Below are 11,962 nucleotides of genomic sequence, written 5' to 3'. Positions count from 1 at the left end.
AGTCGATCCGGTGAAAGGCGGCGTAGTGCTCCTGGCGATGAATAATACTGGCGGAGGCGGAGGCGGCAGTCCTGACGATTGTACTTGGGTACATGGCACCGTGCCGAATGGCAGTACCGTAACGGCTTATTTGTCCGGTACAGTCGCGTCGCTCGATGATTGCGTCAGCGAAACCAGGTTATGCACCGAAGGTGTTTTATCCGGTGCTTATACCTATCTTTCGTGCAGTGTCGATGGCGAGAATGGTGACGGAGGCGACGATGGGGGAGATACGACGCCACCAGAAGATGGTAACGACGGAGAAGGAGAAGGAGAAGGAGAAGTTGTAGGCGGCGGTGGAGGCTTTGTTTCCTGTAGCTGTTTTTTTCGAAACCCTGGTCAAGGTTATTCGTTGAGCGGTACGAATCCTTCTGAGTGTACCGTGTCTTGTTGCCAAGAGAATGATACGGGATCTGGAAATAGCAGGTATTTTTCGGCAAGTTGCCCCGTTGAATAAATCGATTATTCGGGATTATCCTTGAGCCATGCCCGGAACTCGTCAAGTATGCCTTTGCTGGTCAGTTCGGGGGTGGTGCAATTGAATACTTCGCAAAGGTGGCTTTTGATTCGGTACATGGCTACTATGCTTTAGTTGTATTTTTAAAATAACGAAAAAGGAACCTGAATGAAATTTTTATTAACATTTTTAGCGGTTATTTTCTTGACTGGTTGTACTACAGCCGGCCCTTACGTCACTAACATTTCAAGTGACGGCAATAATGGATTAAATATCGAAAAATGCAAAGTTGAACTCAATGCGTTTTTAGGTGTTGTAAATACAGGTGATTGTTCGAACAGCAATATAAAACTTTCACGTCAATAATGATTTACTTGTTTGCACAATCGTTATCTCACCAAACCCCACCCCAAACAAAACCCCGACCGCAGCATCAAGGCGTTTAAACACCCTTATTTTGCCGCGCGCGGTCTCCAGCATCGGATTCAGTTTATGCTTTCCGGACAGCGTGACGGTCCAGCCGTCTCCGGAGGCGTGTTTTTGGATGACGGGCGCCTCTAAAGCGCCCGCCTGGAATAAAATTTCGGCTTCTTTACTATTCATATTCACTTTTGCGGCTACAAAAGCTAGACTAAGTTAAAACAAAATTACACTTTTGTATGATAAAAGTGCATCCATGATTGTGCGAATCGTCTTTATTGTAGCCTTATTCTTGCCTTTCCGGGTAGTGGCCTGGGATGACGACGCCGTGTTGTCGTTCATCGGCCGGGTTAATCCGACCCTTCTGGCCCAGCAAAACGTCACCAAGGCCTATGCCAAGCCGGATGCTTTAACCTGGGCGTTGCAGAACACCTCGCTGGCCGGCCGGGTCGGTGTCGGCGGTACCGAGTTCCGGGACGACCCTTACACCGTGTTCGGCGGCCTGCAAATCAACATTCCGTTGTCGTCGGTCAAGGAAGAACGAGAGGCGGCCTTGAAGCAAGTCGCCGAAGCCAAGGCGTTTGACGATATGCTGTCGCGCGTGGTGGCCGATATCGTGCAATTGCGGCAATTGGAGGCGGACCTGGAGGCTTCGGAAGTGAAGCGCACGTTTTTGAAGGAGAAGGCCGCCTGGGTCAAGGACCGTATTGATCAAGGCTATGCCTCGGACATGAACGAGCTGTGGCAAATCGGCAGCAAGGTCAACGCCGAAGACGCCCTGGTGGCCAAAGACACGCTGCTGATCAAGACGCAGCGTTACAAGCTGGCCCGTTATGCCGGCCCAGAATGGCGAACGCTGTTGGCCTATTTGGAGGGCAAGACCGAAACCTTGGGAGGCACCGATGGATGAGATTGTCGGCCTGATCGGCCGGGACGAAGTGGTCGGCGATTTGGTCGCCGAGATCAAGAAGGGCAAGCACGTCATTTTGACCGGCCCGGTCGGCATCGGCAAATCGGCGGTGCTGAGGGCGGCGCTGGACCGGCTCGGGGCGAAAGTGCCGCTGTTGATCCGGCTGCATGATCATCAGGCCAAAGGGCAATTCGTCGACATGGCCCGGCAAATGCTGGCGCTGGATCTGGTCACGCCGCAAGAGTTGGAATTGCCGGCGAAGTATCACGATACGCCGGGTTCCGAGATCGACTGGAAAGAGATCAAAAGCCAGGTCAACCGGATGAGCATGCGCGACCTGACGCACGCGGTGATTCCGGCGTTGGCCCGCGCCGAAGACAAGCCGGTGATCGCGGTCGACGACCTGACCAGTTTGACGCCGACGCAAATGGCGTTCTGGCTGGCCATCTTCGACCATGCCCAGGTGATCGGCTGCGCCTCCGAGAAAAAGGCCCGGGTCCGGAAACTGTGGTGGAAGATGCGGGAGATTGGGGTCAAGCCGCTACCGGCGGACACGATCCGCGCGATCGTCAAACGCTACATCGAAACCAAAGGCATCCTGATCGAATCGCCGGAGCTGTATATCAGCCACGTCGTCAAGCAATCGGGCGGGGTGCCGCAGGCGATCTACGACATGCTCGACGAATCCGGCAAGGAACGGATCATCGACAAGCGCAAGGTGCGCGAAATGCGCCACGAGGCCGGCGTGCAATATCTCGATTTCACGCCGATGGTGATGGTCCTCGGGGCGCTGATCGTGTCGATGCGTTACGTCGGCATGGGTACCGGGGACAAGACGCTGTACATCATGGGCGGGATCGGGGCGGCGCTGTTTCTGACCTTCCGGTTCTTTATCTTTAAGGGGGTAGGGCGGTAGTGTAGCTCGACTCATTCAGGGGCGAAGAATGGAAGAATTTACAATTATCGGGTTTCTTGATGCCGGGGTGAAATACATCGAGAAAAGCGGAAAGTTTTGCCTGGTTTGCTTGACAGAGGATTACGAGCGGCTGGTGATTTGGAGCGATGAATATAACACAGCCAATTTAAGTGCTGTTTCCGGAAAGCCGTTACCGTTTGTGATTCTATGCGAAGTCATGGAGCCGGAAGGGCCGTCTGCCGCCGCATATGGCGATGTGTATTGGGTAGATGAAGATAGCGATCTTATTGTTATCGATCGCATGATATGATTTCATATCATACCGTATCATATCATTCGCTATGCTAGCCGCCACCCACGCCGCCTTTTCGACCGCGCTCTATCTCGGCGGGGCGGCGGTGTTCGAATACCCGACCGAACCGATCGCCTGGGGTCTTGCGATTCTGTTTTCGTTCATGCCCGATATCGATATCCCGACCTCGCGCGTCGGCCGGCCGTTGTTCTTCATTTCGGTGCCGATCGAAAAGCGCTTCGGCCACCGGACCGTTACCCATTCCCTAATCGGCGTCGGCGTCCTCGCGGCCTTGGCCTCGCCGTTGTATCTTGTTTGGCCGATGGGCTTTTGGGCGATCCTGGGTGGCTATTGGTCGCATATCCAGATCGACATGGCCAACATCCGGGGCGTCGACCTGTTCTGGCCATCGCCGCTGCGCGTGGTGATGCCCGGCAAGGTCAAATACCGTCTGGAGGTCGGCAGCAAGGCCGAAATGATCGTGTTGTGCGCGATGCTGGTGTTCTGCGTCGGGCTGTACCCGATGAGCAATCTGGGTCTGCGCGGCGGACTGCATCAGATATTGAAAGATTTCGATATCGCCTACAGCGAGTTCGTCAAGGTCCAAGGCCTAACCTGGCACACGCTGGAACTGAAGGCGATCGACAATTTGACCCTGGAACACATCGAATGCGCCTGCCCGGTGCTCGGCGCCTGGCAAAAAGGGCTGATCGTCGACTACCAGGGCCAAGCCCGTTCGGTCGGCAAGAGCCAATTGCACCACAACCTCTATCCGGTCGATGCGGTGCTGATTCAGGGCGAGCCGCTGCGCGTGATCTCCCAGCGCGTCGACATGAAAGGCCGGTCGTTGCGCTGGCTGGTCGAGAACCTACAGGCGAACCACGCTTATTATTTGCTCGGCGAATTGCACATCGACGCCGACAAAGTGGTCGATGTCACGCAATTGGAGGCGTATCATCCGGTCAGCTGGAGCGGGGCGAAGGTCAAGCTGCATTACGCGAAGGCGGGGGATCTGGCCGATTATTTGAATCTGACCGCCATCCGGGGGGAGTTAGTGGTTCAGTTTTGGTTGAGGCCGGGGGATGCGATGGTGGATCTGAAATTCAGCGGTAGCGATGCTGGGAACCGGATTCCAGGCATTCTGCAAAACTTTTAATCCCTGTGAGTATGGATTCTTATTATTTATTTGTTAACTAACATATATATATATTTTAGTTAAATTTGTAATTTAAGGATCAACATTTTTACGTCGCCTCCAATTCGCTCAGTTGCCGCTCGATGTCACGCCGGTACGTTGCAATCGAATTTACAAGATCGACGGTGGCCAGCGTGTCGGCCGTGGCCGAATGCGCGGAACCTGTCCATGATATGCCGGCTATCGATGTCGCTGTTTCCAGTGATATTGAACCGTAGCGGTTCGTGGGTCCGAAGGCTTTGGCCGCCAAGTACATCGCGCATCGGGTTTCGACCGCTTTCCACCAGTCCGTAGATTCGCCGAACGCGCTACACGTCTGATACACCATGCGGGAATCGAACTCGGCATTGAAAATCACCACAATCCGTCCGGCGACCAGCTCTTTGACCCGATGAGCGACTTCCGGCCAGGCCGGCGCCGATGTCAAGGCGGCTTCATCGATGCCGTGAATGGCAGATGCATCCGGCTCGATAGGGATGGTCGGTTTCATCTTGGTTTCGAAATGCACATGGCCGGCCGCATCCGCTAGAGCCAGCTCGATAATCTGCGCGTTATAACCGAGGCCGGTGGTTTCCGTGTCGAGAAACAGCGGGTCTTCAGCAAGCCAAGCGCAGGCGATTTCGCCGGCAAGCGCTTCATTGCTGCGGAGCTTCGCTTTCAAGGCCATGATCGCTCTGGCACGTTTTTGCTTCTCTGTCGGCTCACGCTGTTGGATTGTCCGGATCGGCACGCAGTCGGCTATTCGATAAACCCCGAATTCTCGACCATAGCCGTTTTTGTAATGCTTTATGGGAATGGCGTCCGGCTTTGGTTTCATTCTGAATTCGTCCCGCAACCGACCCTTGGAAAAGCATCTGTCAGCGGCGATGGCTTCATCTCTGGCTTTTTGTAGTGCGTTGTCGTCCATAGCGGCGGTAAATTGATCAATACCAATTATATTTATAGATAACCGATTTTCCATTAGCCTAAAACTTCCGTCAATACTAAAATATATATATGTTAGTTAAAGTTGGTAATAACAATGGCTAAATCTGGGCGATCGATCTATTTTTACACACTGGATCACTACAAGGCCGATATCGAAATTGCTATGGATTTGGAGAATATAGACCAGCGAAGGGCGATGGCTGCGGCGGCGTCGAAACGATATAAGCAAACGGTATTGTTTCATTGGTTGGAAAGGGCGGAAGTAGATGATGGCGTGGATCTGACGCCAACCTTGGCGCTGAATCTGGTGAAGGGCTGGATGGGGCGAGGCATTGACCGTTTGACATTAAACAAATGGTTCGCGGTTACCGGGCGCACGGCTGCGAATAAAAGCAGGGACCATCACAGGAAGGATGAGTTGATAGAGAAATACAAGGAGCAAGTGGATAGAGACATCAAAAAAGCGATCAGCGACATGGGGAAGGTTCGGAAAGCTGTATTTTATAGAATTAACTAAAGTATATATATGTTAGTTAATTTATATTCTAATTGAATGTACTCATTACCTCAGTATAGTTAGAAACACCTCTAAGCCTGACCGCGATCCGGTGGGATGCGATGGTGGAGTTGAGTTTTTCCGGTAGTGGAAAAAGTGAGTATGTTCCTAGTCTATTAAATGGCCTGTAAGCCTCTAGGTGATAAAAATGAAACAACGCGAAGCTTCACAACATGAAATAGCTGCTCAATGGAACGCTAACGTATCAATAGGCGATACCGTTGAATATCGTAGCTATCCTGGAGCTGAACCAGAGTTATTTTCAACTCGTACAGCCGCCAGCATACTCGGCGGTCATACGGCTGTTGTGTGGCTAAATGGTAAAAGCGGTTGTGTTGCCGTTGATGCTTGTCATAAAGTTGATGAGAGATAGTGTGGAGTTTTTTCTGTGAAGGTAAGGCATAGACGCCGGGGCGGTTGGAGGGGTTGTTTTAATCATTACCACCAAAAATCATGCAAATAGAGTTGTAGAAATCTCAAGGCTCTTCCCCATGTATTCATGTAGCCCCATTGAAAATGCCATGAGGCATCGTCTTCCGAGGTGTTTTCAAAACGCCATGAAATTTTCTGTAAATCACTGACGATATCGACCAGATCATCGATAGCATCCCTCAGAAATAGTTTTGTTTCCCCGTTCGGTTCCGAGATATGGGTTGCCATGTTGTACCAGTCCAGAGTTGGAAAGCGCTTTTTAATGGTTTCCCTTATTGCTGGGTAGTCGGTTTCCGGCGGATCGAGATAGTCTGTTTCATCGAATTCATCACCTACAAGCCTGACCGAATATGCCAATTCATCGAGTGAGGACATAAGTATGCCCAAGTCTTCCGGTTTATCTTCTTGATTCAAAACGATCGACAAAAAATGATCGATTGCTGTTTGAATCTTTATGTGAGCGGGTTTGGAGGCCATGGCCTGATTTGGTGTTGTAATTGATCTTGTAGCCGCCATCCTGTTGGTTTTGCTTTAGGATAAAGCCAACGACATCCTTCCGATACCCATTTTTCATAGTAGGGTTCGTTATCATCGAGGCCATATTCGCAACCACAGCAATCGCAAATATCGTAGCTGAACCATAGCTCTTCCATTGACTCATAGGGTTTTTCGAGAGGTCCCCAACCACACAGTGGGCAATATTCGATTTTCATTTATTCGGTGTATAAAAACGAAGTGCCTATTTTATTTGCATGGCTAATAAGCCGTATACCCTTATTTGCTATACTCTAGCCGCTATGGGCGGTTGTTTCCAATGGGAACGGTTGCAGGCGCTACGGTGATTGCATTATCCGGTTCGAATCCGGGCGCCGCTCATAGCTTTACCAAACCCCCGCCAATTCCCGCCAATCCGTCGTATAACGCTGCGAAATCCGCTCCGCCTTCGGCTTCCAGCTTTTATCAAAACCAGTTGCCGCGATCGAAACGGCACTCGGAAAGCGGTGGTTTATCTGATCAATGGCTTTCATCAGGTGACGGTTTTCAGTAGATAGGCCGTCAACCATCAAGTCGAATACATCCATTTGCCCTGGCGTGGTTTCCGGCTGGATATGGCTCAGCTGGACGCCGCATTTCTGATAGTTATAGCCTGGCCTGTATAGCTCTTTGAGCATCTGATTAGCGGTAGCTATGATAGACCTCGTGTCTTGCGTAGCCGCATTCAGCTTACTACTGGCCGCCCGTTGATATTGCGGCTCATCCGGGTTGAAGGGACTGGTCCGGATAAATATCGTAATGCAGCCGGTTACCGAGTCTTGTTGCCGGAGTTTTTCGGCGGCCCGGCTGCAGAATTCGGCCATGGCTTGCGACAGCTCGGCGTATTCGGTTAAGCGGCGGCTAAAACTTCTGGAGCAGACAATCTGCTGTTTATCCGGGGCGATTTCTTCCAGTGCCAGGCAAGGCGTGCCATTCAACTCCATCACGGTTCTAGCCACCACAACATTGAACTGGGTTTGAATGCGCTTGCTGGATTGGGACGCCAAATCCCAAACGGTATGAATGCCAAGTTGATTCAGCTTGACCGCCGTGCGCGGGCCTATGCCCCATACCTCGCCGACCGGCACAATGCGCATCAGTTTTTCCCGGCGCACCGGGTCGGACAGATCCAGAACACCGCCGGTTTGCGGCCATTTCTTGGCGGCGAAGTTCGCCAGTTTAGCGAGCGTTTTGGTCGGTCCTAGCCCCACGCAAACCGGAATGCCGGTGGTTCGAACCACCGTTTTTCTGATCAGCTGGCCATAAGCAATTGGGTCTTTGCCGCAAGGGTAAACGCCGGTTAAATCCAGGAAGCCCTCATCAATGGAATACACCTCAAGATTGGGAGCGAATTCTTCCAAAGTGGACATGACTCTGGCTGATATATCGGCGTACAGCGTGTAGTTTGACGAAAAAAGTTTGATTTGGTGCTGGTTGACCAGTTGCTGAATCTGGAACAGCGGCACACCCATTTTAATGCCCAATTTCTTGACTTCGGCACTTCGGGCGACGACGCAGCCGTCATTGTTGCTGAGTACGGCAACCGGCTTGCCGATCAGGTCAGGCCTGAACACGCGTTCGCAACTCACATAGAAGTTGTTGCAGTCGACCAGGGCGATAAGCCGTTGCGTGGGCATTACAGCGGGTGAATGACATTGGTGACCACGCCCCAAATCACCGTATCAATCTCTTCACGAAGCACGATATTTTTATAAGCCGGGTTTTCCGAACCTAACACCCATTGGCCGCCCCGGCGCTTCAAACGCTTGACGACCAGCTCCCCATTCAGCGCGCAAATCACGATCCTGCCCGGTACCGGTTCCAGCGAACGATCGACGACCAGAATGTCGTTCGGATGAATGCCGGCGCCGAGCATCGATTCGCCTTGCGCGCGGACGAAGAACGTTGCGGCGGGCTTTTGCACCAGCAGCTCGTTCAGATCCAGGGTTTTCTCGATGTAATCGTCGGCCGGCGAGGGGAAACCGGCCGAGACTTTGCCGGCAAACAGCGGCAGGTTCACAGTTTTAGGGTTTGAAGCAGCGTATAAAACAGTCGTTGGCATAATGAGCATAGCGGGTTGAGAGTGAGAAGAAGCCGAAAGGCGTTTATTATGTTCTCTTATTGTTCTCTTTTAAATCGGTTTTTGCTATGCTGTCAAAAAATTCCAAACCAGCGATGAGGGGCGCCGCCATGCAACGCAAAATTCACATGCAGGATCAAGTCAGAAACCGGGTGGACGAGATTATGGAAGATCGCCGATCGGATTACATGATTGCTTGGGGTATGAAGGTTTTGGTGGTTTCGGCGATTATGTTGGTGGGGATGTTTTAGTGGGTATTGAGCGCCGGGTTGGGCGGTTTTCGTTTTTGAGTAATTTTTGATGGCTTTAACGGTTCAGATATGCCTAATAATTGGCTTATTAACGTTGATTTTTTTTAAAAAAAGGTTATTGTATTCATTGAATTTTATGAATTCAAATAAACATACTTTGTTGATAATTTAATTTTTTATGAATTCATTTAGCGAAGACCCTATTCTTGCATATAGCAAAGAGCTGGCGATTGGGCTTAGCGGTCTTAAGATTGATCCTCTCCTTGATAGCTTTAAGATCGTAGGCGGAGCCGGCGTTATTAAAGCGCATGCAAAAAAATCAACAGGTGAAGTGATATCTGTGTGTGTTCGTGCGAACTCTGAAAAAATAGAACAGTTTGATCCTTCACAGATGTCTATCAAAGAACGTCAAGTATTATGTAAAGAGCTATTTAATGATGGTTGGTCGCAGAGCGAAATAGCTGATTTATTTAGTGTTTCACAAGCTCTAATTTCACGTGATCTAAAAAAGATAAGGGAATTGTAGCTTGGTTCCAAATATGCCTAATTTATTATGATGATTCCTGTGATGCTTTTTATACGTTAGATATATGGATGCAAATACAGCAAGAAATTAAAGATTACCTAGAGCGTTAGCTTCGATTGGTGTTTATTAACCTTTTTAGGTCAATCTATCAGCCTAATATGTATCAAAAAATCAATATTTTCTCATCAATTTTTAATTGGCTGACCTCAAACGACGAACGTAGAATTAAAAATAAAAATCCTGATCTTTATGTATTAAAAGATACAGACATAGAAAAGGAATTAAAGATTAGAAGTGAAGCTGAACGTCTTGGTAACTCAGGCCTACCGTCACCAGACGCTGTCCAGTTAACAGGAATTGAAGAACAAATAATTCATAGAATTGACCGTGCCCGACTGGATTACCTGGACTGGGCAAATACACGCCTTCAAGTCTTAAACGAAGATCTATCTCGTCTCGACATACAACCTATCGTAAAGAACACCCTTCAACTCGATCAAGAGTTTTCTCGGGAAGCAAGCTCTCTTTTGGATGATTCTGAGCCTTTTATAAAGTCATTGCTTAATAGATTTGAGAAAACAAAAACCGAATTAGATAATTTTAAGATTAACAATGATCTCACACGAGATGCACACTACCCGACTAAGTGGCATTTATTTTTTAAATTCTCGTTTTTTATATTTTTAATTTTAGTAGAGGGTTTAGCTAATTCTTTTTTCTTTGCTCAAGGTGTTGATAGTGGTCTTATCGGTGGCTTCTTTATGGCCATGATGTTTTCTGGATTTAACGTGATAACCGCTGGTTTACAAGGTCGGTTTGTCATTCCTTTTTTGTTTCATAACAATTGGCCGGTTAAATTTTTAGGTTTCTTTCTTTCTTTGTTAGGGGTGGTTTTAACTGTTTGCATAGCTTTAGGAATATCTCATTATAGAGATGCTTTAGGTATGGATAAGGTTGAACCTGCGTATTCAGCTTTTTTAGCTTTGAAAGCCAATCCTTTGGATTTACACGATATTATGTCCTGGGCTTTATTTGGGATAAGCCTACTGTTTGCTGTTTTTGCTTTGATAGATGGTATTTCGATGTCTGATCATTATCCATTCTACGCTTCTAAAACAAAGCGTTATATTGAAGCTAAGGAAGAGTATGAGACTGAGTTTCATGATTTACGTGAAGAATTAAACGAATTGAAAGCAAGATTTCTGAAGAAGCTCAATGAAAACTCAAATGAAATAAAATCAACATTAGAGAAGCAAAAGTCTGTTATTGAAAGAAAGCATACATCTGAGAAAAGGTTACAGACAGCAATACAAGATGCAGACCAATGTATGCGGTCTTTACTAGGTATTTTCAGGCAAGAAAATATGATCCACCGAAAAGGTCTACCCGTTCCAAAAACCTTTAATAAAGTACCATCACCTAAATCTCTAAACATTCCCAATTTTCATTTGGATAAAGACTGGGTAAATTTTGAAAAACAAAAATTTGCTGCAGATGAAGTTGTACTAAAGCTTGAAGATATTAAAGCCTCCATTCAAGCTTCGTTCAATAGAGAGTTCGATAGGCTGCAACCACTTGGTTTACATATAAATAGTCAATAGACCAGTATTAAAAATGAGTTTAAGAAGAAAAAAGAAAAAAAGTGAGACATCCTACATCATTGGTGGTGTGTTTTTAATTTTTGTTACTCTCATTGTTGCTGGTGCTTTAGCGCTATACCATATAGAAAACAAAAATATTGAGTTAGATAATTTAACATTATGCCCGTCTTCTGGACCTACAGGTCACTTGGTCATTCTCGTTGATAAAACAGACCCTCTCAACTTTACACAGAAAAAATCCTTTCAGGTTTTATTAGAAGAAATCATATCGAATAAGATCGGTCCCGGTGAACTCGTATCTGTTTTTTCCCTCGGAGAAGATTATAAATCAACCGCAGAGCCTTTAATCAGTATATGTAACCCGGGGGATGCTAGAGATAAGAGTGAGCTAACCTCAAACATCAAAAGATTGGTCGATCGTTATGAAAATCAATTTAGGTTGCCCATGTTACAACTCGCTAAAGAGTTGACCAGTCAAGAGCCGGCTAAATTATCCCCCATACTAGAAATGATACAACTGGTATCAATCAATGGGTTCCGCGCATCAGGCGTTGATGGACCAAGACGCTTAATTTTAGTTTCAGATATGTTGCATCACACGCCTAATTATTCAATGTATAAAAATGGGTACGAGTATAAGAAGTTTTTAGATACCGACTACGGGCGAAAAATGAATGTAGATCTAGCCGGTGTTCAAGTTGAGTTGCATTATGTGCTCAATACCCCTAAGTATCAGACACGCAAACATCTCAAATTTTGGGAGGATTATTTTTCAAATGCAGGGGCGCATATTGTGTTAGTTAGACCTCTTGAAGGTTAGGACACT

General features: G+C 47.9%; 17 protein-coding genes. 12 read left to right on the top strand and 5 right to left on the bottom strand.

Features of this window, described 5'->3' with window-relative positions:
• A partial coding sequence (locus METBU_RS27585) for a hypothetical protein (protein ID WP_201764865.1) occupies positions 1-496 on the top strand: 496 nt, incomplete at its 5' end.
• Positions 497-664: 168 nt separating this feature from the next.
• Positions 665-862: a hypothetical protein gene (locus METBU_RS26485; protein ID WP_017841275.1), complete on the top strand. Its 198-nt coding sequence runs from the start codon at positions 665-667 to the stop codon at positions 860-862.
• Here the strand turns inward: METBU_RS26485 and METBU_RS0114235 are convergent.
• Positions 851-1,099 (bottom strand): hypothetical protein, encoded by a 249-nt coding sequence (locus METBU_RS0114235; protein WP_017841274.1) that lies wholly within the window; start codon positions 1,097-1,099, stop codon positions 851-853. The genes METBU_RS26485 and METBU_RS0114235 overlap by 12 nt on opposite strands.
• Before the next feature lie 52 nt (positions 1,100-1,151).
• Here METBU_RS0114235 and METBU_RS0114230 point away from each other — a divergent pair, with 52 nt between their 5' ends.
• The 4 genes from METBU_RS0114230 to METBU_RS0114215 are packed head-to-tail and all read left to right on the top strand — an operon-like array spanning position 1,152 to position 4,190.
• Entirely contained in the window at positions 1,152-1,826 is a 675-nt protein-coding gene (locus METBU_RS0114230) for a hypothetical protein (protein ID WP_235726415.1), read from the top strand.
• Entirely contained in the window at positions 1,819-2,742 is a 924-nt protein-coding gene (locus METBU_RS24235) for an ATP-binding protein (protein WP_017841272.1), read from the top strand. The genes METBU_RS0114230 and METBU_RS24235 overlap by 8 nt, the downstream gene beginning before the upstream one ends.
• Before the next feature lie 28 nt (positions 2,743-2,770).
• The gene (locus METBU_RS0114220; RefSeq protein WP_017841271.1) at positions 2,771-3,052 is read left to right on the top strand and encodes a hypothetical protein; all 282 of its coding nucleotides are present in this window, start codon (positions 2,771-2,773) and stop codon (positions 3,050-3,052) included.
• Between the two features lie 31 nt (positions 3,053-3,083).
• The gene (locus METBU_RS0114215; RefSeq protein ID WP_017841270.1) at positions 3,084-4,190 is read left to right on the top strand and encodes a metal-dependent hydrolase; all 1,107 of its coding nucleotides are present in this window, start codon (positions 3,084-3,086) and stop codon (positions 4,188-4,190) included.
• An 88-nt stretch (positions 4,191-4,278) separates the two neighbouring features.
• Here METBU_RS0114215 and METBU_RS0114210 read toward each other — a convergent pair whose 3' ends face one another.
• The gene (locus METBU_RS0114210) at positions 4,279-5,136 is read right to left on the bottom strand and encodes a 3'-5' exonuclease (RefSeq protein WP_026130234.1); all 858 of its coding nucleotides are present in this window, start codon (positions 5,134-5,136) and stop codon (positions 4,279-4,281) included.
• Between the two features lie 114 nt (positions 5,137-5,250).
• Here METBU_RS0114210 and METBU_RS0114205 point away from each other — a divergent pair, with 114 nt between their 5' ends.
• Both METBU_RS0114205 and METBU_RS26480 read left to right on the top strand, forming a co-directional pair.
• The gene (locus METBU_RS0114205) at positions 5,251-5,673 is read left to right on the top strand and encodes a hypothetical protein (RefSeq protein WP_017841268.1); all 423 of its coding nucleotides are present in this window, start codon (positions 5,251-5,253) and stop codon (positions 5,671-5,673) included.
• A 187-nt stretch (positions 5,674-5,860) separates the two neighbouring features.
• A complete protein-coding gene (locus METBU_RS26480) occupies positions 5,861-6,085 on the top strand; it encodes a hypothetical protein (RefSeq protein WP_083877732.1) in 225 nt (74 codons plus the stop codon).
• 65 nt (positions 6,086-6,150) lie between these two features.
• Here METBU_RS26480 and METBU_RS0114200 read toward each other — a convergent pair whose 3' ends face one another.
• From METBU_RS0114200 to METBU_RS0114190, 3 genes are all read right to left on the bottom strand, one after another.
• Complete coding sequence (locus METBU_RS0114200; RefSeq protein WP_017841267.1) at positions 6,151-6,621, bottom strand: DUF5063 domain-containing protein; 471 nt, start codon at positions 6,619-6,621, stop codon at positions 6,151-6,153.
• 404 nt (positions 6,622-7,025) lie between these two features.
• Positions 7,026-8,315 (bottom strand): Y-family DNA polymerase, encoded by a 1,290-nt coding sequence (locus METBU_RS0114195; protein ID WP_017841266.1) that lies wholly within the window; start codon positions 8,313-8,315, stop codon positions 7,026-7,028.
• On the bottom strand, positions 8,315-8,749 hold the full coding sequence (locus METBU_RS0114190) for a LexA family protein (protein WP_017841265.1): 435 nt from the start codon (positions 8,747-8,749) through the stop codon (positions 8,315-8,317). Before METBU_RS0114190 ends, METBU_RS0114195 begins: the two co-directional genes overlap by 1 nt.
• A gap of 119 nt (positions 8,750-8,868) precedes the next feature.
• Here METBU_RS0114190 and METBU_RS28165 point away from each other — a divergent pair, with 119 nt between their 5' ends.
• From METBU_RS28165 to METBU_RS0114170, 4 genes are all read left to right on the top strand, one after another.
• Positions 8,869-9,009, top strand: coding sequence for a hypothetical protein (locus METBU_RS28165; RefSeq protein WP_017841264.1), 141 nt, complete (start codon positions 8,869-8,871; stop codon positions 9,007-9,009).
• Between the two features lie 178 nt (positions 9,010-9,187).
• The gene (locus METBU_RS0114180) at positions 9,188-9,535 is read left to right on the top strand and encodes a helix-turn-helix domain-containing protein (RefSeq protein WP_017841263.1); all 348 of its coding nucleotides are present in this window, start codon (positions 9,188-9,190) and stop codon (positions 9,533-9,535) included.
• A gap of 158 nt (positions 9,536-9,693) precedes the next feature.
• Positions 9,694-11,136 (top strand): hypothetical protein, encoded by a 1,443-nt coding sequence (locus METBU_RS0114175; RefSeq protein WP_201764863.1) that lies wholly within the window; start codon positions 9,694-9,696, stop codon positions 11,134-11,136.
• 13 nt (positions 11,137-11,149) lie between these two features.
• Complete coding sequence (locus tag METBU_RS0114170; protein WP_017841261.1) at positions 11,150-11,956, top strand: hypothetical protein; 807 nt, start codon at positions 11,150-11,152, stop codon at positions 11,954-11,956.
• Positions 11,957-11,962 lie beyond the last annotated feature (6 nt).

It is taken from the genome of Methylotuvimicrobium buryatense 5G, from assembly GCF_000341735.1.
Classification (GTDB): domain Bacteria; phylum Pseudomonadota; class Gammaproteobacteria; order Methylococcales; family Methylomonadaceae; genus Methylotuvimicrobium; species Methylotuvimicrobium buryatense.
Note: the sequence above shows the minus strand (reverse complement) of the source record. Positions and strands in the feature narration are given on the sequence as shown.